The following is a 21,287-nucleotide window of genomic DNA, read 5'->3' on the forward strand; positions in this document are numbered from 1 at the left end:
AACACTAGAATAGGCCCACGCACCTATTCAGAAGCGCTATATGCCCAATCCTGTCGAACCTGAAACCCTGGCCCAGTTGCCGTTGGACGAGCTTGTCGCCTGTCACGAATGTGACCTGCTGCTGCGCAAGCCCGTGCTCCAGCATGATGAGAAAGCCCAATGCCCGCGCTGCGGCTATGAGCTGTACGCCCATCGGCACAATGTGGTCAACCGCAGCCTGGCCCTGGTGCTCACCGCCTTGCTGCTGTTTGTGCCTGCCAATTTCCTGCCGATCATGCAGCTGCACCTGCTTGGCCAGACATCGGACGATACTGTCTGGAGCGGCGTGCTGGGCCTGTACAACTCGGAAATGCGCGGTGTGGCCGTCGTGGTTTTCTTGTGCAGCATGGCCATCCCTCTGGCAAAACTGCTCTGTCAGCTGGTCGTGCTCTTGAGTATCCGTCTGAACGTGGGGCGTAGTTTCGGCCTGCTGTTCTACCGCATCTATCACCACTTGCGTGACTGGGGCATGCTCGAGGTCTATTTCATGGGCGTGCTGGTAGCCATCGTCAAGCTGGTGGACCTGGCCGAGCTGACGGTAGGCCTGGGGCTGTTCTGCTTCATCAGCCTGTTATTGATCCAGGTGTGGCTCGAGGTGGTGATGTCACCGCATCAGATCTGGAGTGCGCTATCAGGGGAGGACCTGCATGCGGGCGATTGATGCAGGCATTCTTGTCTGCAATGAATGTCACGAGCTGAACCGGCAACAGCCAGACAGCACTTCACAAACCTGTACACGCTGCGGTGCCATCGTGCATGCCCGTCGGCCGAACAGCATCGCGCGTACCTGGGCGCTGCTGATTGCCGCGTCGATCCTGTACATCCCGGCCAACATGCTGCCGATCATGACCGTGAGCACCCTGGGCCAAGGCAGCCCCGACACGATCATGTCCGGTGTCATCACCTTGCTCAAGCATGGCATGGTGCCCATTGCTGCCGTGGTGTTCATTGCCAGTATCCTGGTGCCCACGTTCAAACTGGTGGGCATCGGCTTGCTGTTGTACTCCGTTCAGCGCCGTCAGCCGCTTTCGGCACGGCAACGGATATTGATGTACCGCTTCATCGAATTCATTGGGCGCTGGTCCATGCTCGATATCTTTGTCATCGCCATCCTGGTGGCGGTGGTGAATTTCGGCCGAATAGCCAGTGTCGAAGCCAACCTGGGCGCTGTCGCCTTTGCAACTGTGGTGATCCTGACAATGCTTGCCGCTTTAACTTTCGATCCCCGACTGATTTGGGATAACACGGAGTCGGATGACGACCATGAGTGACCTGCCAACGGCTAAAACCCGCCCAGCCTCGAACTGGTCGGCCATATGGATCCTGCCTTTGATCGCCTTGATGATCGGTGGCTGGCTTGCTTGGCAGGCTTACCGTGATGCCGGTGTGGAAATTGAGGTCCGCTTCGAGTCGGGTGAGGGTATCGTCGCCAACAAGACCGAGGTGATCTACAAGGGCATGCCGGTTGGCAAGGTCAAGAGCCTGGTGCTCGACGCCAAGGGTGAGAACCAGGGGGTGATCGCCACCATCGAGATGAACAAGGCTGCCGAGCCGCATCTGACCAAAGGCACGCGTTTCTGGCTGGTGAAGCCGAGCGTCAGCCTGGCGGGTATTTCCGGCCTGGAAACTCTGGTGTCAGGCAACTACATCGCCGTCAGCCCAGGGGAGGGGGAGCGCACCAAGCGTTTTACTGCCTTGAAGGTTGCGCCGCCGCTGTCGGACACCGAGCCGGGCCTGCACCTTACCCTCAAGGCTGAGCGGCTTGGGTCGCTCAACCGTGACAGCCCGGTGTTCTACAAGCAGATCCAGGTTGGCCGGGTTAAAAGCTACCGCCTGTCCGAGGACCAGAGCACTGTCGAGATAAAGGTCTTCATCGAGCCGGCCTATGCCAGCCTGGTGCGCAAGCACACGCGTTTCTGGAATGCCAGCGGCGTCAGCATCGATGCCTCGCTCTCGGGCGTGAAAGTGCGTAGCGAATCGCTGTCGAGCATTGTCGCCGGTGGTATCGCCTTTGCCACGCCGGAACACCGCAAGGACAGTCCACCCACCGACTCGAACCTGCCGTTCCGTCTGTATGAGGACTTCGATGCGGCCCAGGCCGGTATCCGGGTGAAGGTGAAATTGAGCGATTACGAGGGCCTGCAGGCGGGCCGTACACCGGTCATGTACAAGGGCATCCAGGTAGGCTCGCTGAAAGCCCTGACAATGGCAGACAACCTGGCCAGTGCCTCGGCCGAGCTTACGCTGGACCCGTTGGCCGAGGATTATCTGGTCGAGGGCACGCAGTTCTGGGTGGTCAAACCGTCAATTTCCCTGGCGGGTATCACTGGCTTGGAGGCGCTGGTCAAGGGTAACTACATTGCCATTCGCCCTGGTGAGAAAGGGGCGCGGCCCGAGCGTGAGTTCGAAGCCCGCGCCAAGGCGCCGCCGCTCGACCTCAAGGCACCAGGCCTGCACATGGTGCTGTTCGCCGACACCCTGGGTTCGCTGGAAGTCGGTAGCCCGGTCATGTACCGCCAGGTGAAGGTGGGTAGCGTGCAGAGCTACCAGTTCGCCCGCAACAGCAATCGCATCCTGATCGGAGTGCATATCGAGAAGGAATACGAAAAGCTGGTCAACGGTTCGTCGCGCTTCTGGAATGTCAGTGGCATCACCCTGACGGGCGGCCTGTCGGGCATCAAGATCAAGAGTGAATCACTGCAGACCCTGATGGCTGGTGGTATCGCGTTCGATACGCCACGGCCTGATGTGCCGCTCAAACGACACATCCCACGCTTCCGCCTGCATGACAGCCAGGAGGCGGTCAACCGCGCGGGTACGTTGATCACCATTCGTGTGGACCGTGCCGACGGCCTCAAGCCTGGCACGGCGATTCGCTTCCGCGGCCTGGATGTGGGTAGCGTCGAGAGCGTCGACCTGACCGATGACTTGCAGGCGGTGCTGCTGCGGGCGCGCATTACCGAAGCGGCGGACCGTATCGCCCGCGTCGGTACGCAGTTCTGGGTGGTCAAGCCAGCCTTTGGCCTGGTGCGCACGCAGAACCTCGACACCCTGGTGGGCGGGCAGTACCTGGAAGTGCAGCCGGCTGCCAAGGACCGTGGCCCGCAGCGCGATTTCATCGCCTTGGCCGACGCCCCGCAGGTGGCAGGGCCTGAAGTCGGGCTGCCGTTGACGCTGAGCGCCCCGCGCCGTGGCTCGATCAAGCCGGGCGTGCCGGTGACCTATCGTGAGGTTGCGGTGGGCAAGGTGACGGGCTTCGAGCTGGGCCAGAGCGCTGACCGCGTATTGATCCATATCCTGATCGAGCCGCGCTATGCGGCCCTGGTGCGCAGCGGCAGCCGCTTCTGGAACAGCAGCGGCTTCGGTTTCGACTGGGGGCTGGTCAAGGGGGTTACGGTGCGTACCGAGTCGGTGGAGACCATGATCGACGGCGGTATCGCCTTCGCCACGCCGGATGGCGAGCAGATGGGCAACCCGGCACGGCCGCAGCAGACGTTCGCCTTGTTCGACAAGGCCGAGGATGAATGGCTGCAGTGGGCGCCGAAGATTCAGATTGCCAAGTAAGATTGCAGAAGGGGCCGCTTTGCGGCCCCTCGCCGGCAAGCCAGCTCCCACAGGGACCGCGCATGGCTTGCCGGTGATGAGGCCGGATCAGGTTATCCAGGCAAGCCCGTCAAATCGCAGGCAACAAAAAACCGACCCTAGGGTCGGTTTTTCGACTAGCGCGTCGCTTAGGCAGCTGCAGCTTCTTTCAGCGCCTTGATGTGGCCATTCAGACGGCCTTTGTGACGAGCAGCCTTGTTCTTGTGGATGATGCCCTTGTCGGCCATACGGTCGATTACAGGCACAGCCAGAACGTAAGCGGCTTGCGCTTTTTCGGCGTCTTTTGCGTCGATGGCCTTGACTACATTCTTGATGTAGGTGCGGACCATGGAACGCAGGCTGGCGTTGTGGCTGCGACGCTTCTCAGCCTGTTTTGCACGTTTCTTGGCGGAAGGTGTGTTGGCCACCGTCGAGCTCCTCGAAAGACTTTAGGTAAATAGCAAACAAAATAGGCCGCGAATCATGCCGATCAGTCGAACGGATGTCAAGGCCACCTGCAAGGTTCCGCCGAGCGGTGCGCCAACAAGAGGGAAATATTCCTTTCTGCTGCGCGACCTGTAAACTCGGGAATTTTTGGCTCCCCTGCGAAGGCGCGGGAGTATCGCACATTCGGACGCTGTCTGGCAGCGTCCTCTGCCCTTGGCGTGAATCTTTTCGATGAACCTGCTCAAATCCCTGGCTGCGGTAAGCTCGATCACCATGATTTCCCGGGTGCTAGGCTTTGTCCGCGACACCATCCTGGCGCGTGTTTTCGGCGCCGGCATCGCCACCGATGCTTTCTTCATCGCCTTCAAGCTGCCCAACCTGCTGCGGCGCATCTTCGCCGAGGGCGCGTTTTCCCAGGCCTTCGTACCGATCCTGGCCGAATACAAGACCCAGCAAGGCGAGGAGGCGACCCGCACCTTCGTCGCCTATGTCAGTGGCCTGCTGACCTTGGTTCTGGCGCTGGTGACCGCCATCGGCATCCTGGCGGCGCCATGGGTGGTGTGGGCGACCGCACCAGGCTTTGTCGACAGTGCCGAAAAGTACGAACTGACCACCGCCCTGTTGCGGGTGACTTTTCCTTATATATTGCTGATCTCGCTGTCCTCCCTGGCCGGGGCAATCCTCAATACCTGGAACCGTTTCTCGGTGCCGGCCTTTACCCCGACCTTGCTGAATGTGGCGATGATTGCCTTCGCCGTGCTGCTCACGCCGTATTTCGACCCGCCCATCATGGCCCTGGCATGGGGCGTGCTGGCCGGTGGCCTGGCACAGTTGCTGTACCAGCTGCCAGCGCTGAAGAAGATCGGCATGCTCGTGCTGCCACGCCTGAACCTGCGCGATACCGGCGTGTGGCGGGTGCTCAAGCAGATGCTGCCAGCGATCCTCGGGGTGTCGGTGAGCCAGATCTCGCTGATCATCAACACCATCTTCGCCTCCTTCCTGGTAGCCGGCTCGGTGTCGTGGATGTACTACGCCGACCGCCTCATGGAGCTGCCTTCCGGCGTACTGGGCGTGGCCCTGGGCACCATACTGCTGCCGACCCTGGCCAAGACCTACGCCAACAAGGACCGCGAGGAATACTCGCGGATCCTCGACTGGGGCCTGCGCCTGTGCTTCCTGCTGGTGCTGCCATGCACCCTGGCCCTGGCCATTCTCGCCGAGCCACTGACCGTGGCGCTGTTCCAGTACGGCAAGTTCACTGCCGTCGACGCAGCCATGACCCAGAAGGCGCTGATCGCCTATTCCGTGGGCTTGCTGGCGATCATTCTGGTCAAGGTGCTGGCACCCGGCTTCTACGCGCAGCAGAATATCCGTACACCGGTGAAGATCGCGGTATTCACCCTGGTCTGCACCCAACTGTTCAACCTGGCCCTGATCGGGCCGCTCGCGCATGCCGGCCTGGCCCTGGCGATCAGCCTGGGGGCCTGCCTGAACGCCGGCCTGCTGTTCTGGAAACTGCGCAGTCAGCAGCTGTTCCAGCCGCAACCAGGCTGGGCGATATTCCTGCTCAAGCTGGTGCTGGCGGTGGGGCTGATGTCGGCGGTGTTGCTGGCCGGCATGCATTATTTGCCGGCCTGGGAACAGGGCAACATGCTCGAGCGCCTGGTGCGCCTGGGGGCTTTGGTACTGGCGGGCGTCGTGACCTATTTCGGCTGCCTGTACCTGTGCGGCTTCCGGCCTCGGCATTTCGCCCGCAAGGCCTTGCACTGAGGCATCGGGCGGGTCAGGCGTCGGTTTTTCGAATTCCACGCCGCCCTTGGGCGCTGCTGCCTGTCACCGGCGCCCGGGTGTGGTTATAATCGGCCACTTTATGAGCAAGAAGCGCGTTATGCAGCTGGTTCGAGGTCTTCACAACCTGCGCCCCGAGCACCGGGGCTGTGTCGCCACCATTGGCAACTTCGACGGGGTTCACCGCGGCCACCAGGCTATCCTGGCGCGCCTGCGCGAGCGCGGCCAGGCCTTGGGCCTGCCGACCTGCGTGGTCATCTTCGAACCGCAACCACGCGAGTATTTCGCCCCCGACACCGCGCCGGCCCGCCTGGCCCGGCTGCGCGACAAGATCGAGCTGCTGGCGGCCGAGGGTATCGACCGGGTGCTGTGCCTGGCATTCAACCAGCGCCTGAGCAAGCTCGGCGCCGATGCCTTCGTCAAGGCCATCCTGGTCGACGGCCTGGGTGTACGCCACCTCGAAGTGGGCGATGACTTCCGCTTCGGCTGCGACCGCGCCGGCGACTTCGCTTTCCTGGTCGAGGCCGGCAAGCAGTACGGCTTCACCGTCGAGGCTGCCAACACGGTGATCCAGGACGGCCTGCGGGTCAGCAGCACCGAAGTGCGCAAGGCCCTGTCCGAAGGCAACTTCGAGCTGGCCGAGCACCTGCTGGGCCGCCCGTACCGCATCAGCGGCCGCGTGCTGCATGGCCAGAAGCTGGCCCGCCAGCTCGGCACACCTACCGCCAACATTCAGCTCAAGCGCCGCCGCGTGCCGCTGTCCGGGGTCTACCTGGCCAGCATCGAAATCGACGGCAAGGCCTGGCCGGGTGTCGGCAATATCGGCGTGCGCCCCACCGTTGCCGGTGATGGGCGCCCGCACCTGGAGATTCATCTGCTGGACTATGCCGGCGACCTTTACGGCCGGCGCCTGACGGTGGAGTTCCACCACAAGCTGCGAGAAGAGCAGCGATTCGCCTCCCTGGAGGCGCTGAAGTCGGCGATCGATGCGGATATCGCCGCCGCACGTGCACATTGGCACGCTCAACCGCTAACGAAGAGCCTGAAATGACCGACTACAAAGCCACGCTTAACCTTCCGGACACCGCCTTCCCCATGAAGGCCGGCCTGCCTCAGCGCGAACCGCAGATCCTGCAGCGCTGGGACAGCATTGGCCTGTACCAGAAGCTGCGCGAAATTGGCAAGGATCGTCCCAAGTTCGTCCTGCACGACGGCCCGCCCTATGCCAACGGCAAGATTCACATCGGTCATGCGCTGAACAAGATCCTCAAGGACATGATCGTCCGTTCCAAGACCCTGGCCGGCTTCGATGCGCCGTATGTGCCGGGCTGGGACTGCCATGGCCTGCCGATCGAGCACAAGGTCGAGGTCACCCACGGCAAGCATCTGTCCGCCGACCGCACTCGCGAGCTGTGCCGCGAGTACGCCGCCGAGCAGATCGAAGGGCAGAAGACCGAGTTCATCCGCCTGGGCGTGCTGGGTGACTGGGACAACCCGTACAAGACCATGAACTTTGCCAACGAGGCCGGCGAAATCCGCGCCCTGGCCGAGATGGTCAAGCAAGGCTTCGTGTTCAAGGGCCTGAAGCCTGTGAACTGGTGCTTCGATTGCGGTTCGGCCCTGGCCGAGGCCGAAGTCGAGTACGCCGACAAGAAATCGCAGACCATCGACGTTGCCTTCCCGGTAGCCGATGACGCCAAGCTGGCTGCTGCCTTCGGTCTGGCTTCGCTGGCCAAGCCGGCTGCCATCGTGATCTGGACCACCACCCCGTGGACTATCCCGGCCAACCAGGCGCTGAACATCCACCCGGAGTTCAAGTACGCCCTGGTCGACACCGGCGAGCGTCTGCTGGTTCTGGCCGAAGAGTTGGTCGAGTCGTGCCTCAAGCGCTACAGCCTGGAAGGCTCGGTCATTGCCACCGCCCAGGGTTCGGCACTGGAACTGATCAACTTCCGCCACCCGTTCTATGACCGCCTGTCGCCAATCTACCTGGCTGACTACGTCGAACTGGGCGCCGGTACCGGCGTGGTGCACTCCTCGCCAGCCTACGGTGAAGACGACTTCGTCACCTGCAAGCGCTACGGCATGGTCAACGACGACATCCTCACCCCGGTGCAGAGCAACGGCGTGTATGTGGACTCGCTGCCATTCTTCGGCGGCCAGTTCATCTGGAAGGCCAACCCGGCCATCGTCGAGAAGCTGAGCGAAGTCGGCGCGCTGATGCACACCGAAACCATCAGCCACAGCTACATGCACTGCTGGCGCCACAAGACCCCGCTGATCTACCGCGCCACCGCGCAGTGGTTCGTGGGTATGGACAAGCAGCCGACCACCGGCGAGCCGCTGCGTGAGCGCGCACTTAAAGCCATCGAAGACACCAAGTTCGTCCCGGCCTGGGGCCAGGCGCGCCTGCATTCGATGATCGCCAACCGCCCGGACTGGTGCATCTCCCGTCAGCGCAACTGGGGTGTACCGATCCCGTTCTTCCTGCACAAGCAGACCGGCGAGCTGCACCCACGCACCGTCGAGCTGATGGAAGCAGTGGCCAAGCGCGTCGAACAGGAAGGCATCGAGGCCTGGTTCAAGCTGGACGCCGCCGAACTGCTGGGCGCTGAAGCCGAGCAGTACGACAAGATCACCGACACCCTCGACGTGTGGTTCGACTCGGGTACCACCCACTGGCACGTGCTGCGTGGCTCGCATGACATTGGCCACGCCACCGGCCCGCGTGCCGACCTGTACCTGGAAGGTTCCGACCAGCACCGCGGCTGGTTCCACTCGTCCTTGCTGACCGGTTGCGCCATCGACGGCCACGCGCCGTACCGCGAGCTTCTGACCCACGGCTTCACCGTGGACGAGAACGGCCGCAAGATGTCCAAGTCGCTGGGCAACACCATCGAGCCAGAAAAGGTCAACAACACCCTGGGTGCCGATATCCTGCGCCTGTGGGTTGCCGCTACCGACTATTCCGGTGAAATGGCCGTTTCCGAGCAAATCCTGCAGCGCAGCGCCGACGCCTACCGCCGTATCCGCAACACTGCACGCTTCCTGCTCTCCAACCTGTCCGGCTTCGACCCGGCCCGCGATTTGCTGGCCCCGGAAGACATGCTGGCGCTGGACCGCTGGGCGGTTGACCGCACCCTGCTGCTGCAACGCGAGCTGGAAGAGCACTACAGCGAGTACCGTTTCTGGAACGTCTACTCCAAGGTGCACAACTTCTGCGTGCAGGAACTGGGCGGCTTCTACCTCGACATCATCAAGGACCGCCAGTACACCACCGGCGCCAACAGTGTCGCTCGCCGTTCCTGCCAGACCGCGCTCTACCACATCAGCGAGGCGCTGGTGCGCTGGATCGCGCCGATCCTGGCGTTTACGGCCGACGAAATCTGGCAGTACCTGCCAGGCGAGCGCAACGAGTCGGTAATGCTCAACGGCTGGTACGAAGGCCTGAGCGAGCTGCCGGTAGGTACCGAACTGGACCGCGCCTACTGGGACCGCGTGATGGCCGTCAAGGCATCGGTCAACAAGGAGCTGGAAAACCAGCGTACCGCCAAGGTCATCGGCGGCAACCTGCAGGCCGAAGTCACCCTGTACGCCGACGAAGGCCTGAGCGCCGACCTGGGCAAGCTGGGCGACGAACTGCGCTTCGTGCTGATCACCTCGGCTGCCAGCGTGGTGCCATTCGCGCAAGCGCCGGCCGAAGCGGTGGCCACCGAAGTCGAAGGCCTCAAGCTGCAAGTGGTCAAGTCCGGCCACACCAAGTGCGGCCGTTGCTGGCACTTCCGCGCCGACGTCGGCAGCCACCCGGAGCACCCGGAAATCTGCGGCCGTTGCGTCGACAACCTGAGCGGTTCCGGCGAGGTGCGCCACTATGCCTAACCCTGTAGCGGGGCGCTTCGGGCGCCTTGCATGGCTTTGGCTGAGCCTGGTGGTACTGGTCCTCGACCAGGCCACCAAGCTGTATTTCAACAATGCCCTGACCATGTACCAGCAGGTTGTCGTCATCCCTGACTACTTCAGCTGGACCCTGGCCTACAACACCGGCGCGGCGTTCAGCTTCCTGGCTGAAAGCTCCGGCTGGCAGCGCTGGCTGTTCGCCCTGATCGCCGTGGTGGTCAGTGCCGTGCTGGTAGTGTGGCTCAAGCGCCTGGGGCGCAACGAGACCTGGCTGGCCGTGGCGCTGGCGCTGGTGCTGGGTGGCGCGATCGGCAACCTGTACGACCGCGTCGTGCTCGGCCATGTGGTCGACTTCATCCTGGTGCACTGGCAGAACCGCCATTACTTCCCGGCCTTCAACCTGGCCGACAGCGCCATCACCGTTGGTGCGGTGATGCTGGCGCTGGATATGTTCAAGAGCAAGAAGTCCGAGGATCCGGTCCATGACTGACACCCGTATCGGCCAGAACACCGAAGTCACCCTGCACTTCGCGCTGCACCTGGAAAACGGCGACACCGTCGACAGCACGTTCGACAAGGCCCCGGCCACCTTCAAGGTTGGCGATGGCAACCTGCTGCCAGGGTTCGAGAACGCCCTGTTCGGCTTCAAGGGTGGCGACAAGCGTACCGTCGTGGTGGCCCCGGAGAACGCATTCGGCCAGCCAAACCCGCAGAACGTGCAAGTCATGCCACGGTCTCAGTTCGAGGGCATGGAGTTGTCCGAAGGGCTGTTGATCATCTTCAACGACGCCGCCAACACCGAGCTGCCGGGTGTGGTCAAAGCGTTCGATGACGACCAGGTGACCATCGACTTCAATCACCCATTGGCTGGCAAGACCCTGACCTTCGAGGTGGAGATCCTCGAGGTGAAGGCCCTGTAAGCCTGGAGCCGAGCATGCAAATCAAACTCGCCAACCCTCGCGGCTTCTGCGCGGGGGTCGACCGGGCGATCGAGATCGTCAACCGCGCGCTGGAAGTCTTCGGCCCGCCGATCTATGTGCGTCACGAAGTGGTGCACAACAAGTTCGTGGTGGAAGACCTGCGCAACCGTGGCGCTATCTTTGTCGAAGAGCTGGACCAGGTACCGGACGACGTCATCGTCATCTTCAGTGCCCACGGGGTTTCCCAGGCCGTGCGCCAGGAAGCTGCTGGCCGTGGCCTGAAAGTGTTCGATGCCACCTGCCCGCTGGTGACCAAGGTGCACATCGAAGTGGCCAAGTACAGCCGCGACGGCCGTGAGTGCATTCTCATCGGCCACGAAGGGCATCCGGAGGTCGAAGGCACCATGGGCCAGTACGACGCCAGCAACGGTGGCGCCATCTACCTCGTCGAAGACGAGGAGGATGTTGCCAACCTGCAGGTGAAGGACCCGGACCACCTGGCGTTCGTCACCCAGACCACGCTGTCGATGGACGACACCAGCCGCGTGATCGACGCCCTGCGTGCGCGCTTCCCGAACATTGGCGGCCCGCGCAAGGATGACATCTGCTACGCCACCCAGAACCGCCAGGACGCGGTCAAGCAACTGGCGGACGAGTGCGACGTGGTACTGGTGGTCGGCAGCCCGAACAGCTCCAACTCCAACCGCCTGCGCGAGCTGGCCGAGCGCATGGGCACCCCGGCCTACCTGATCGACGGTGCCGAGGACCTGCAGCGTGGCTGGTTCGACCAGACGGCGCGGGTCGGCATCACCGCTGGCGCTTCGGCTCCCGAAGTTCTGGTGCGTGGCGTGATCGAGCAGCTCAAAGCCTGGGGCGCCAGCGGTGCTGAAGAGCTGGATGGGCGGGAAGAGAACATCACCTTCTCCATGCCCAAGGAGCTGCGGGTTCGGTCGCTGATCTGAAACGGCACCCACCTGGTGTTGTTTCATGTGGGAGCGGCCTTGTGTCGCGAAAGGGCCGCTCCCACAACGACCACGTATGCTAGCTGGAGGTGTCTTTGCATCGGGATTTTTTTGGCTCTCCCATCTGTACGTTGACCCTGCCAGTCGATGCCATCACAACTTGATACTGGCTAGTTGCGGTCAAGCGCTCGCAAATCTCCATCGTTGAACCTAACCAATTACCGTTGGCCCCAAGCGGAACACCCTGCGAACTGAATTTCAGCTGCTCACCGCGATTGCTCGTGATCTTCAGCGGCCGTGAAAGACGCTGCTCGCGCAGCACCTGCCCGTTATGCTCCAGCATCACCTGCCAACCATTCCCCCAGTTACCGTCCAACGCCTGCACCAGCACCGGCTGGCTTTGCAACATGGCATGGCTGCGCGCACTGCGCAGTGCCTGCGCCAAGTCACGCGCAGCTGCCGCCCTGTGTAGGTCGTCGCTCAATCTGGCGTAGGCCGGCATGCCGAGCTGTGTCAGCAATACGGCCACAGCCAGGGCCGACAACATTTGTATCAGTGTTACACCTCGTTGCTTCACCGTGCATTCCTCCCTGGAAGTGCTTGGCTGTAGCTTCACGGTCGTTGGACCGGCGGTCCAGTCGCCCGGGTTCAATGCAATTGCAGGAAAAGTCGCAGGAGGTGCAGGGATGCACGCAAGACAGCGGGGCATGACGCTTCTGGAAGTGTTATTGGCGGTGGTAGTGGTGGCTGTGGGTATGTTCGCAGCGGCAGGCCTGCAACTGCAGGCATTGCAGGCTGCGGAGAACGCGCGCCGCGATGGACAGGCGGCAATGGCGGTGCACAGTGAGCATGAAAGGGGGCGGCCATGAGTCGCGGCCAGCGTGGTTTCGGCTTGCTTGAGGTGATGCTGGCGCTGACCATCGGGTTGCTGCTGTTGGCGGCGGCCAGCCAGCTATTCGCCTCGGCCCACCATACCTGGCGGCTGCAAAGCACGGCAGTACGCATGCAGGATGAGGCACGCCTGGCATTGCTGCGAATGGCCCAGGATATCCGCATGACCGGGATGTTCGGCTGCCTGCGACTGCGGCCAAAGCACTTCGGCAGTTCGAGCGCAGAGCACGCATTCGCCCGGCCGATGGAAGTCGAAGCATCCACCCTTAGCTTGGTCGTTGCGGAGTTACCTGGGCAAGCCGGGGGCCCGCAGTGGTTCCTGCACACGGACTGTAATAGCAAAGTGTCTGTGGACGATGAGTTGAAGGAGGGCTACCCACAGGTTTACCCCATCAGCAGATATGTCTACCAACTCCAGGGCAATACGCTGAGATTTAAACGCAACAAAAGCAACTTCCAGCCGCTGGTTGAAAATGTGCGCTCAATACGTTTCCAGCGTGTGCAAATGGCACAGGGTGAGGGGGTGGATATTGCCCTGACGCTTTACGAACCCACGCTCGAACTTGAACAGCACCATGAACTGAGCGTCGCAATCCGCAACCCGGTGCCGGCCTCATGAATCGTCAGCGTGGCATAGTCCTGTTGTTGGCCTTGGTCCTGAGCCTGCTGCTTGGGCTGTTTGCGGCGTCTGCCCTGCGTAATGCGCTGGTGCAAACGCGAATGACCGGCTACCTGAGCGAAGGCCTGCTGGCGCTGGAGCAGGCCGAGGCCACGCTGCTGGCAGGGGCAGGCGAGCTCGAGCGGGCTCCCCCCGACCCTTGCGAGGCGTGCCCGCCACCCGCTCGACCGCATGACCTGAGCGGGCAGTGGCAGCGCACGCGAACCGGCTATTTCCATTTGCAGAATCTGGGTACCAGCGAACACGCGGCGCATATGCCGGAAGGGCAGCATGTCACCCTGTACCGCGTCACCGCCGTCAGCCTGCAAACCCAGTCACGGCATGTGCTGGAAGCGGTCTACGCCATGACCGGCGACACAACCCGGCGCATTGCCTGGCGGCAGAGATTGCGAGGAGACTGACATGCAGCAAGGCTTGAGCCTGATCGAGTTGTTGATTGTGCTGGCCGTGACCGGCATTCTGGCAGCCATTGCCTACCCCAGTTACAGCGACCAGCTACGGCGAGCCGCGCGCAGCGAAGTGGTTGGCCTGCTGCATGATGCCGCCCTGCGCCTGGAGCGCCACCGCGTACGCACTGGCCAATACGCCGAGGGCGACCCGGCGTTGCCCGACGGTACCCGCTATTACAGCCTGCAGGCCCAGCGCGACAGCGACACCTTCACGCTGCGCGCCCGGCGGCTGCCGAGCGGGCTGATGGCGCAGGACCGCTGTGGCGATTTCCAGCTCGACCAGGCCGGCGTGCAGCGCAATCCGGGTGCCGTCGAAGACAGCGTGCATTGCTGGGGAAGCTGAAGATTGAATGATGCCCGGTGCATCGCGGATTTACTTCAGGTGTTGGATCGACAGATGAGCAAGCAAGTAGTGGTGGTCGGCGGCGGAGTGATTGGCCTGCTGACGGCATTCAACCTGGCGGCGAAGGTCGGGCAGGTGGTGGTGTGCGATCAGGGGGAAGTCGGCCGCGAGTCGTCCTGGGCTGGCGGTGGCATCGTCTCGCCGCTGTACCCGTGGCGCTACAGCCCGGCCGTGACCGCCCTGGCACACTGGTCGCAAGACTTTTATCCGCAGCTGGGCGAGCGTTTGTTCGCCAGCACCGGCGTCGACCCCGAAGTGCACACCACCGGCCTGTACTGGCTCGACCTGGACGACGAGGCCGAAGCGCTGGCCTGGGCCGAGCGTGAGCAGCGGCCGCTGAGTGCCGTGGATATTTCGGCGGCCTATGACGCGGTGCCGGTGCTGGGCCCGGGCTTCAAGCGTGCCATCTACATGGCCGGCGTGGCCAACGTGCGCAACCCGCGCCTGGTGAAGTCGCTCAAGGCGGCGTTGCTGGCGTTGCCCAACGTGACCTTGCGTGAGCACTGCCAGGTTACCGGTTTTGTCCAGCAGGGCGGTCGCGTGACCGGGGTGCAGACGGCAGACGGCGTTCTGGCGGCGGATGAGGTGGTGCTCAGTGCTGGCGCGTGGAGTGGCGACCTGCTGCGTACGCTCGGCCTGGAGCTGCCGGTGGAGCCGGTGAAGGGCCAGATGATTTTGTTCAAATGTGCCGAAGACTTCCTGCCGAGCATGGTGCTGGCCAAGGGGCGCTATGCGATCCCGCGGCGTGACGGGCATATTCTGGTGGGTAGCACGCTGGAGCATGCCGGGTACGACAAGACCCCGACCGAGGAGGCGTTGGAGAGCCTGAAGGCCTCGGCGGTGGAGTTGCTGCCTGAGCTCGAGGGGGCCACGGTGGTGGCGCACTGGGCCGGGCTGCGGCCGGGGTCGCCGGAAGGTATTCCGTATATCGGGCCGGTGCCGGGGCATGCGGGGTTGTGGTTGAACTGCGGGCATTACCGCAACGGGCTGGTGCTGGCGCCGGCTTCGTGCCAGCTGTTTGCCGACCTGTTGACCGGGGTAGAGCCGATCATTGACCCGGCGCCGTATGCGCCAGCCGGGCGGCTGGGCTGAGGGCCTCTTCGCGGGTAGAGCACAGGTTTCGAAAACTGTGCGATCCCTGTGGGAGCGGGTTTACCCGCGAAGAAGCCAGTGGAGATTTGAATTCAGTCTTGGCGGCCTGGCCCCTGCTGCAGGTGCGCCTGGCTGCAATACCACTCGTTGCCCTGCTGCAGCGCCCGGTCATTGGGCAGGTGCACGCCGCAATGGGCGCAGCGCACCATCTTCAGCGGCGCATCCAGCTTGGCCTCGGGGTGCGACTGTTGGCTGGCTTTGAACTTGCGCCACAGCCAGAACGCGGCGGCGATCAGGGCGATCCAGAAAAGTAGGCGAACCATGGTGTCCAGCTTGTCGGTTGAAGAAGCCGACAGTCTAGGACGCGGCCAATAAAAAAGGGAGGCCCAGGGCCTCCCTTTCATGTACCGCTACGTATCAGTCGAACAGACCAAAGGTCATGTAGCTGAACCAGGAACGGTCCTTCTCGGCTTCCTTCGGCCCTTCCGGCACGATCGGGTCACCGTTCTCGTCAGTTGGCAGCAGCTCACGCGGCATCTCGTCACGTGCATCCTGGAACTGCTTGACCACGTCCTGGTTGGCGCGGGTTTCACCCGGTGGCAGCGGGGTGTCGGTTTCGATCAGGCCCAGGGTCGCCTTGGACAGCCAGCCGCGGCCGTCAGACTCGGTCTGCTTTGGCTGGAACTCGCCATCTACCAGGCTCGGGTGGTCCGGGTAGTTGAGTTTGAGGGTTTCCAGGCTGGTGGCGGCCAGTTCGTCCAGGTGCATCTTCTGGTACGCCTCGACCATCACCGCCAGGCCGTCGCCGACCGATGGGGTTTCCTGGAAGTTCTCCACCACGTAGCGGCCACGGTTGGCAGCGGCTACATAGGCCTGGCGGCTCAGGTAGTAGTCGGCCACATGGATTTCGTACGACGCCAGCAGGTTGCGCAGGTAGATCATGCGCTGCTTGGCATCGGGGGCGTAGCGGCTGTTGGGGAAGCGGCTGGTCAGCTGGGCGAACTCGTTGTACGAGTCGCGGGCAGCACCCGGGTCACGCTTGGTCATGTCCAGCGGCAGGAAGCGCGCCACCAGGCCACGGTCCTGGTCGAACGAGGTCAGGCCCTTGAGGTAGTAGGCGTAGTCGACGTTCGGGTGCTGCGGGTGCAGGCGGATGAAGCGCTCGGCAGCCGACTTGGCAGCCTCGGGCTCGGAGTTCTTGTAGTTGGCGTAGATCAGCTCGAGCTGCGCCTGGTCGGCATAGCGGCCGAACGGGTAGCGCGACTCCAGGGCCTTGAGCTTGTTCACGGCGCTGGTGTAGCTGGAGTTGTCCAGGTCAGCTTGCGCCTGCTGATACAGCTCGGCCTCGCTGAGGTTCTCGTCGATCACTTCTTTATTGGAGGAACAGGCCGCGGTGAGCCCGAGGATGGCGATCAGCAGCAGGTGTTTCACTTGCATGGCGGCTTGCGTCCCTTTGACGGCCGCTGTCTTGGGCGGTGCCGTCCTGTTATGATGAGCGCCCCGGCCAACCCCGGGACAAAAGAAGCCGTATTTAACCACAAGCTCGCAGCCGAAACCAAAGGCTGTGCGCCCGCCGAATCGAGCATGTCCGAGATCATTCAACTTAGCGCAGAGGTCCCGTCCGAACTGGGCGGTCAACGCCTCGACCAGGTCGCCGCCCAATTGTTCGACGAGTATTCGCGCTCGCGGCTGACTACCTGGATCAAAGAAGGCCGCCTGACGGTCGATGGCGCGGTCCTGCGCCCGCGTGACACCGTCCATGGTGGCGCCGTGCTGGCCCTGGAGGCCGAGCAAGAGGCCCAGGGCGAGTGGGAGGCCGAGGACATCGCGCTGGACATCGTCTATGAAGACGACCAGATCCTGGTGATCAACAAGCCTGCCGGCCTGGTTGTGCACCCGGCTGCCGGGCATGCCAGCGGCACCTTGCTGAACGCGCTGCTGCACCATGTGCCCGACATCATCAACGTGCCGCGCGCCGGCATCGTGCACCGCCTGGACAAGGACACCACCGGCCTGATGGTGGTGGCCAAGACCCTGCAGGCGCAGACCAACCTGGTCGACCAGCTGCAAAAGCGCTCGGTCAGCCGCATTTATGAATGCATCGTGGTTGGTGTGGTGACTGCCGGTGGCAAGATCGACGCGCCCATCGGTCGCCACGGCGGCATGCGCCAGCGCATGGCAGTCACCGACGGCGGCAAGCCTGCGATCAGCCACTACCGTGTGCTCAAGCGCTTCCGCTCGCACACCCATGTGCGGGTGAAGCTGGAAACCGGCCGTACCCACCAGATCCGCGTGCACATGGCTCATGTCGGCTACCCGCTGGTCGGCGACCAGACCTACGGCGGCCGCTTCCGCATCCCGCCGGCAGCCAGCCCGACCATGGTCGAGGCGGTGAAAACCTTCCCGCGTCAGGCCCTGCACGCACGCTTCCTGGCGCTGGTACACCCGACCACCGGTGAGCGCATGGAATGGGAATCGCCGCTGCCGGACGACTTCGTCTGGTTGCTGTCGCTGCTGAACCAGGACCGCGAGAGCTTTATCGGATGAGTGGCCTGACTCAGTCGCTGCTGTTCCCCGACTGGCCGGCCCCGGCCTCGGTGCGCGCCTGTGTCACCACTCGCCAGGGCGGCATCAGCCTGCCGCCCTATGAAACCTTCAACCTTGGCGACCATGTTGGGGACGACCCTGTCGCGGTGGCCGAGAACCGTCGTCGCCTGAGCGACGAATTCGCCATCCAGCCGGCCTGGCTCAAGCAGGTGCATGGGCTGGTGGTGGCAAATGCCGACCCGGCCGTGGTGGCCGAGGCCGACGCCAGCTGGACCGATCAGCCTGGCATTGCCTGCACCGTGATGACTGCCGATTGCCTGCCAGCGCTGTTCTGCGACCGGGCCGGTACCCGCGTGGCGGCCGCGCATGCTGGATGGCGCGGGTTGGCCGGTGGTGTGCTGGAGGCCACCTTGGATCGCCTGGCACTGCCACCCGAAGAGGTGCTGGTGTGGCTGGGCCCGGCGATTGGCCCACAGGCGTTCGAAGTGGGGCTGGAAGTGCGTGATGCCTTTACGGCGGTGCACCCGGAAGCGGCCAGGGCCTTTGTCGATGGTGCCCGGCCGGGCAAGTTGATGGCCGACATCTATGAGCTGGCGCGTATTCGTTTGGCGGCGCGTGGGGTGACTGCTGTTCATGGCGGTGGCTTGTGCACGGTCAGCGACGAGCGGTTCTTCTCCTATCGCCGTACTCCGCAGGGGGGGCGTTTTGCTTCCCTTGTGTGGCTGGAACCGCGCTAGCCTGCATCGGCCTTTTCGCGGGTGAACCCGCCCCCACAGGATAATCACAGGCCCTGAGAGCGGAGCAGTACTTGTGGGGGCGGGCATGCCCGCGAATGGCCCAGCACTAATCCAACAGGTTGATCCTGGTCAACCCCGCTACGCTTGAATCTTCCAGAATCAGCCTTATCTATAAGGTCATCTCAGGCAGGTTTCTTCACAAACAGGCGCTGTCCATCGCTCCGACCTGCCCTTTAAAAGGAAGGTATCCCCATGCGAATAGACCGTTTGACCAGCAAGCTGCAGCTTGCGATATCCGATGCCCAATCCCTGGCGGTTGGCATGGATCACCCTGCCATCGAGCCGGTGCACCTTTTGCAGGCATTGCTCGAGCAGCAGGGCGGCTCGATCAAGCCGCTGCTGATGCAGGTAGGCTTCGACATCAACAGCCTGCGCCAGGCACTGGTGAAAGAACTCGACCAGCTGCCGAAAATCCAGAACCCCACCGGCGACGTGAACATGTCGCAGGACCTGGCGCGCCTGCTCAACCAGGCCGACCGCCTGGCCCAGCAGAAGGGCGACCAGTTCATTTCCAGCGAACTGGTGTTGCTGGCTGCCATGGACGAGAACAGCAAGCTCGGCAAGCTGTTGTTGAGCCAGGGCGTGAGCAAGAAGGCCCTGGAAAACGCCATCAACAACCTGCGTGGCGGTGCGGCCGTCAATGACGCCAACGCCGAGGAATCGCGCCAGGCGCTGGACAAGTACACCGTCGACCTGACCAAGCGTGCCGAAGAGGGCAAGCTGGACCCGGTGATTGGCCGTGACGACGAAATTCGCCGTACCGTACAGGTGCTGCAACGCCGTACAAAGAACAACCCGGTGCTGATCGGTGAGCCTGGCGTAGGTAAAACCGCCATCGCCGAAGGCCTGGCCCAGCGCATCATCAATGGTGAAGTGCCGGACGGCCTGAAGGGCAAGCGCCTGCTGGCGCTGGACATGGGCGCGCTGATTGCCGGTGCCAAGTACCGCGGCGAGTTCGAAGAACGCCTCAAAGGCCTGCTGAACGAGCTGTCCAAGCAGGAAGGCCAGATCATCCTGTTCATCGACGAACTGCACACCATGGTCGGCGCCGGCAAGGGCGAGGGCGCCATGGACGCCGGCAACATGCTCAAGCCGGCCCTGGCTCGTGGCGAGCTGCACTGCGTTGGCGCCACCACGCTGAACGAGTACCGCCAGTTCATCGAGAAGGATGCTGCCCTGGAGCGCCGCTTCCAGAAGGTGCTGGTCGAGGAGCCGAGCGAGGAAGACACCATCGCCATCCTGCGTGGCCTGAAAGAGCGCTATGAAGTGCACCACAAGGTGGCCATCACCGACGGCGCCATCATTGCTGCGGCCAAGCTCAGCCACCGCTACATCACCGACCGTCAGCTGCCGGACAAGGCCATTGACCTGATCGACGAAGCGGCCAGCCGCATCCGCATGGAGATCGACTCCAAGCCGGAAGTGCTCGACCGCCTCGACCGTCGCCTGATCCAGCTGAAGGTGGAGTCGCAGGCGCTGAAGAAGGAAGAAGACGAAGCGGCGAAAAAACGCCTGGAGAAGCTGACCGAGGAAATCGACCGGTTGGAGCGGGAATACGCCGACCTGGAAGAAATCTGGGCTTCCGAGAAGGCCGAAGTACAGGGCTCGGCGCAGATCCAGCAAAAGATCGAGCAGGCCCGCCAGGAGCTGGAGACCGCCCGTCGCAAAGGCGACCTGAGCCGCATGGCCGAGCTGCAGTACGGGGTGATCCCGGACCTGGAGCGCAGCCTGCAGATGGTCGACCAGCACGGCAAGACCGAAAACCAGTTGCTGCGTAACAAGGTGACCGAGGAAGAAATTGCCGAAGTGGTCTCGAAGTGGACCGGTATCCCGGTGGCCAAGATGCTCGAAGGCGAGCGTGAAAAGCTGCTGAAGATGGAAGAGCTGCTGCACCAGCGTGTGATCGGCCAGAACGAGGCGGTAACCGCCGTAGCCAACGCGGTGCGCCGTTCGCGTGCCGGGCTGTCCGACCCGAACCGGCCGAGTGGTTCGTTCCTGTTCCTCGGCCCGACCGGGGTGGGCAAGACCGAGCTGTGCAAGGCGCTGGCCGAGTTCCTGTTCGACACCGAAGAGGCAATGGTGCGCATCGACATGTCCGAGTTCATGGAGAAGCATTCCGTGGCTCGCCTGATCGGTGCCCCACCAGGCTATGTGGGGTATGAAGAGGGCGGTTACCTGACCGAGGCGGTACGGCGCAAGCCATACTCGGTGGTGCTGCTGGACGAGGTGGAGAAGGCCCACCCGGATGTGTTCAACGTGCTGCTGCAGGTGCTGGAAGATGGCCGCCTGACCGACAGCCACGGGCGCACCGTGGACTTCCGCAACACCGTGATCGTGATGACCTCCAACCTGGGCTCGGCGCAGATCCAGGAACTGGTGGGTGACCGCGAGGCACAGCGTGCGGCGGTGATGGATGCGGTGGGTTCGCATTTCCGTCCGGAATTCATCAACCGTATCGACGAAGTGGTGGTGTTCGAGCCACTGGGCCGCGAGCAGATTGCCGGCATTACTGAAATCCAGCTGGGCCGCCTGCGCAGCCGTCTGCTGGAGCGCGAACTGTCGCTGAGCCTGAGCCCGGAGGCATTGGACAAGCTGATTGCCGTGGGTTACGACCCGGTATACGGCGCACGGCCACTGAAGCGTGCGATCCAGCGCTGGATCGAGAACCCGCTGGCGCAGTTGATCCTGGCAGGCAAGTTCATGCCAGGCACGGCGATTACCGCCAAGGTGGAAGGCGACGAAATCGTCTTCGGCTGATCTGTTTAACCATGAGCCCCGCATCAGCGGGGCTTTT

At 63.0% G+C, this 21,287-nt stretch carries 21 protein-coding genes; 17 read left to right on the forward strand and 4 right to left on the reverse strand.

Annotated features, from left to right (window positions below; all coding sequences use genetic code 11):
- Nucleotides 1-40 precede the first annotated feature (40 nt).
- The 3 genes from QN085_RS03220 to QN085_RS03230 are packed head-to-tail and all read left to right on the forward strand — an operon-like array spanning nucleotide 41 to nucleotide 3,603.
- Entirely contained in the window at nucleotides 41-700 is a 660-nt protein-coding gene (locus QN085_RS03220; protein WP_013970746.1) for a paraquat-inducible protein A, read from the forward strand.
- Nucleotides 687-1,310, forward strand: a complete 624-nt coding sequence (locus QN085_RS03225) for a paraquat-inducible protein A (RefSeq protein ID WP_015268842.1) — start codon at nucleotides 687-689, stop codon at nucleotides 1,308-1,310. The genes QN085_RS03220 and QN085_RS03225 overlap by 14 nt, the downstream gene beginning before the upstream one ends.
- Nucleotides 1,303-3,603 carry a PqiB family protein gene (locus tag QN085_RS03230; RefSeq protein ID WP_013970748.1) on the forward strand — a complete coding sequence of 767 codons (2,301 nt, stop codon included), beginning with the start codon at nucleotides 1,303-1,305 and terminating at the stop codon, nucleotides 3,601-3,603. The genes QN085_RS03225 and QN085_RS03230 overlap by 8 nt, the downstream gene beginning before the upstream one ends.
- Before the next feature lie 167 nt (nucleotides 3,604-3,770).
- Here the strand turns inward: QN085_RS03230 and rpsT are convergent, their stop codons facing one another.
- Complete coding sequence (rpsT, locus tag QN085_RS03235; RefSeq protein ID WP_003247625.1) at nucleotides 3,771-4,049, reverse strand: 30S ribosomal protein S20; 279 nt, start codon at nucleotides 4,047-4,049, stop codon at nucleotides 3,771-3,773.
- Between the two features lie 250 nt (nucleotides 4,050-4,299).
- Here rpsT and murJ point away from each other — a divergent pair, with 250 nt between their 5' ends.
- The 6 genes from murJ (at nucleotide 4,300) to ispH (ending at nucleotide 11,635) form a co-directional block, all read left to right on the forward strand.
- Nucleotides 4,300-5,838, forward strand: coding sequence for a murein biosynthesis integral membrane protein MurJ (gene murJ, locus QN085_RS03240; RefSeq protein WP_013970749.1), 1,539 nt, complete (start codon nucleotides 4,300-4,302; stop codon nucleotides 5,836-5,838).
- A gap of 118 nt (nucleotides 5,839-5,956) precedes the next feature.
- Nucleotides 5,957-6,907 carry a bifunctional riboflavin kinase/FAD synthetase gene (gene ribF, locus QN085_RS03245; RefSeq protein ID WP_023660619.1) on the forward strand — a complete coding sequence of 317 codons (951 nt, stop codon included), beginning with the start codon at nucleotides 5,957-5,959 and terminating at the stop codon, nucleotides 6,905-6,907.
- Nucleotides 6,904-9,735, forward strand: coding sequence for an isoleucine--tRNA ligase (gene ileS / locus QN085_RS03250; RefSeq protein WP_013970751.1), 2,832 nt, complete (start codon nucleotides 6,904-6,906; stop codon nucleotides 9,733-9,735). Before ribF ends, ileS begins: the two co-directional genes overlap by 4 nt.
- On the forward strand, nucleotides 9,728-10,243 hold the full coding sequence (gene lspA, locus QN085_RS03255; RefSeq protein ID WP_003258216.1) for a signal peptidase II: 516 nt from the start codon (nucleotides 9,728-9,730) through the stop codon (nucleotides 10,241-10,243). The genes ileS and lspA overlap by 8 nt, the downstream gene beginning before the upstream one ends.
- Nucleotides 10,236-10,673, forward strand: coding sequence for an FKBP-type peptidyl-prolyl cis-trans isomerase (fkpB, locus tag QN085_RS03260; protein WP_003258215.1), 438 nt, complete (start codon nucleotides 10,236-10,238; stop codon nucleotides 10,671-10,673). Before lspA ends, fkpB begins: the two co-directional genes overlap by 8 nt.
- A gap of 14 nt (nucleotides 10,674-10,687) precedes the next feature.
- Complete coding sequence (gene ispH / locus QN085_RS03265) at nucleotides 10,688-11,635, forward strand: 4-hydroxy-3-methylbut-2-enyl diphosphate reductase (protein WP_023660620.1); 948 nt, start codon at nucleotides 10,688-10,690, stop codon at nucleotides 11,633-11,635.
- A 79-nt stretch (nucleotides 11,636-11,714) separates the two neighbouring features.
- Here the strand turns inward: ispH and QN085_RS03270 are convergent, their stop codons facing one another.
- Entirely contained in the window at nucleotides 11,715-12,212 is a 498-nt protein-coding gene (locus QN085_RS03270; RefSeq protein ID WP_196184193.1) for a GspH/FimT family pseudopilin, read from the reverse strand.
- A 109-nt stretch (nucleotides 12,213-12,321) separates the two neighbouring features.
- On the opposite strand from QN085_RS03270, the gene QN085_RS03275 reads away from it, so the two are divergent.
- From QN085_RS03275 to thiO, 5 genes are read left to right on the forward strand one after another with little or no spacing between them, the layout of a single operon-like run.
- A complete protein-coding gene (locus tag QN085_RS03275; protein WP_023660622.1) occupies nucleotides 12,322-12,504 on the forward strand; it encodes a prepilin-type N-terminal cleavage/methylation domain-containing protein in 183 nt (60 codons plus the stop codon).
- The gene (locus QN085_RS03280; protein ID WP_023660623.1) at nucleotides 12,501-13,145 is read left to right on the forward strand and encodes a PilW family protein; all 645 of its coding nucleotides are present in this window, start codon (nucleotides 12,501-12,503) and stop codon (nucleotides 13,143-13,145) included. The genes QN085_RS03275 and QN085_RS03280 overlap by 4 nt, the downstream gene beginning before the upstream one ends.
- The gene (locus QN085_RS03285; RefSeq protein ID WP_023660624.1) at nucleotides 13,142-13,606 is read left to right on the forward strand and encodes a hypothetical protein; all 465 of its coding nucleotides are present in this window, start codon (nucleotides 13,142-13,144) and stop codon (nucleotides 13,604-13,606) included. The genes QN085_RS03280 and QN085_RS03285 overlap by 4 nt, the downstream gene beginning before the upstream one ends.
- Nucleotide 13,607: 1 nt before the next feature.
- The gene (locus tag QN085_RS03290) at nucleotides 13,608-13,997 is read left to right on the forward strand and encodes a type IV pilin protein (RefSeq protein ID WP_013970758.1); all 390 of its coding nucleotides are present in this window, start codon (nucleotides 13,608-13,610) and stop codon (nucleotides 13,995-13,997) included.
- Nucleotides 13,998-14,051: 54 nt separating this feature from the next.
- Nucleotides 14,052-15,149, forward strand: a complete 1,098-nt coding sequence (gene thiO / locus QN085_RS03295; protein ID WP_024086214.1) for a glycine oxidase ThiO — start codon at nucleotides 14,052-14,054, stop codon at nucleotides 15,147-15,149.
- 92 nt (nucleotides 15,150-15,241) lie between these two features.
- Here the strand turns inward: thiO and QN085_RS03300 are convergent, their stop codons facing one another.
- Both QN085_RS03300 and QN085_RS03305 read right to left on the reverse strand, forming a co-directional pair.
- A complete protein-coding gene (locus QN085_RS03300; RefSeq protein WP_013970760.1) occupies nucleotides 15,242-15,472 on the reverse strand; it encodes a PP0621 family protein in 231 nt (76 codons plus the stop codon).
- Nucleotides 15,473-15,566: 94 nt separating this feature from the next.
- Nucleotides 15,567-16,586, reverse strand: coding sequence for an outer membrane protein assembly factor BamD (locus QN085_RS03305; protein WP_015268855.1), 1,020 nt, complete (start codon nucleotides 16,584-16,586; stop codon nucleotides 15,567-15,569).
- A 147-nt stretch (nucleotides 16,587-16,733) separates the two neighbouring features.
- On the opposite strand from QN085_RS03305, the gene rluD reads away from it, so the two are divergent.
- From rluD to clpB, 3 genes are all read left to right on the forward strand, one after another.
- A complete protein-coding gene (rluD, locus tag QN085_RS03310; RefSeq protein WP_015268856.1) occupies nucleotides 16,734-17,696 on the forward strand; it encodes a 23S rRNA pseudouridine(1911/1915/1917) synthase RluD in 963 nt (320 codons plus the stop codon).
- The gene (gene pgeF, locus QN085_RS03315; protein ID WP_013970763.1) at nucleotides 17,693-18,433 is read left to right on the forward strand and encodes a peptidoglycan editing factor PgeF; all 741 of its coding nucleotides are present in this window, start codon (nucleotides 17,693-17,695) and stop codon (nucleotides 18,431-18,433) included. Before rluD ends, pgeF begins: the two co-directional genes overlap by 4 nt.
- Nucleotides 18,434-18,685: 252 nt before the next feature.
- Nucleotides 18,686-21,250, forward strand: coding sequence for an ATP-dependent chaperone ClpB (clpB, locus tag QN085_RS03320; RefSeq protein WP_015268858.1), 2,565 nt, complete (start codon nucleotides 18,686-18,688; stop codon nucleotides 21,248-21,250).
- The last annotated feature ends 37 nt before the right edge of the window (nucleotides 21,251-21,287 follow it).

The organism is Pseudomonas sp. M2(2023) (assembly GCF_030263955.1).
GTDB lineage: Bacteria > Pseudomonadota > Gammaproteobacteria > Pseudomonadales > Pseudomonadaceae > Aquipseudomonas > Aquipseudomonas asiatica.

Excerpts from the sequence above, each read along its gene's own strand:
- rluD (WP_015268856.1), top strand. The coding sequence starts at position 16,734 with ATGTCCGAGATCATTCAACTTAGCGCAGAGGTCCCGTCCGAACTGGGC.
- QN085_RS03230 (WP_013970748.1), top strand. The coding sequence starts at position 1,303 with ATGAGTGACCTGCCAACGGCTAAAACCCGCCCAGCCTCGAACTGGTCG.
- QN085_RS03220 (WP_013970746.1), top strand. The coding sequence starts at position 41 with ATGCCCAATCCTGTCGAACCTGAAACCCTGGCCCAGTTGCCGTTGGAC.
- fkpB (WP_003258215.1), top strand. The coding sequence starts at position 10,236 with ATGACTGACACCCGTATCGGCCAGAACACCGAAGTCACCCTGCACTTC.
- ribF (WP_023660619.1), top strand. The coding sequence starts at position 5,957 with ATGCAGCTGGTTCGAGGTCTTCACAACCTGCGCCCCGAGCACCGGGGC.
- ispH (WP_023660620.1), top strand. The coding sequence starts at position 10,688 with ATGCAAATCAAACTCGCCAACCCTCGCGGCTTCTGCGCGGGGGTCGAC.
- QN085_RS03275 (WP_023660622.1), top strand. The coding sequence starts at position 12,322 with ATGCACGCAAGACAGCGGGGCATGACGCTTCTGGAAGTGTTATTGGCG.
- lspA (WP_003258216.1), top strand. The coding sequence starts at position 9,728 with ATGCCTAACCCTGTAGCGGGGCGCTTCGGGCGCCTTGCATGGCTTTGG.
- QN085_RS03285 (WP_023660624.1), top strand. The coding sequence starts at position 13,142 with ATGAATCGTCAGCGTGGCATAGTCCTGTTGTTGGCCTTGGTCCTGAGC.
- QN085_RS03280 (WP_023660623.1), top strand. The coding sequence starts at position 12,501 with ATGAGTCGCGGCCAGCGTGGTTTCGGCTTGCTTGAGGTGATGCTGGCG.
- QN085_RS03305 (WP_015268855.1), bottom strand. The coding sequence starts at position 16,586 with ATGCAAGTGAAACACCTGCTGCTGATCGCCATCCTCGGGCTCACCGCG.
- QN085_RS03225 (WP_015268842.1), top strand. The coding sequence starts at position 687 with ATGCGGGCGATTGATGCAGGCATTCTTGTCTGCAATGAATGTCACGAG.
- murJ (WP_013970749.1), top strand. The coding sequence starts at position 4,300 with ATGAACCTGCTCAAATCCCTGGCTGCGGTAAGCTCGATCACCATGATT.
- pgeF (WP_013970763.1), top strand. The coding sequence starts at position 17,693 with ATGAGTGGCCTGACTCAGTCGCTGCTGTTCCCCGACTGGCCGGCCCCG.
- ileS (WP_013970751.1), top strand. The coding sequence starts at position 6,904 with ATGACCGACTACAAAGCCACGCTTAACCTTCCGGACACCGCCTTCCCC.
- thiO (WP_024086214.1), top strand. The coding sequence starts at position 14,052 with ATGAGCAAGCAAGTAGTGGTGGTCGGCGGCGGAGTGATTGGCCTGCTG.
- QN085_RS03300 (WP_013970760.1), bottom strand. The coding sequence starts at position 15,472 with ATGGTTCGCCTACTTTTCTGGATCGCCCTGATCGCCGCCGCGTTCTGG.
- clpB (WP_015268858.1), top strand. The coding sequence starts at position 18,686 with ATGCGAATAGACCGTTTGACCAGCAAGCTGCAGCTTGCGATATCCGAT.
- QN085_RS03290 (WP_013970758.1), top strand. The coding sequence starts at position 13,608 with ATGCAGCAAGGCTTGAGCCTGATCGAGTTGTTGATTGTGCTGGCCGTG.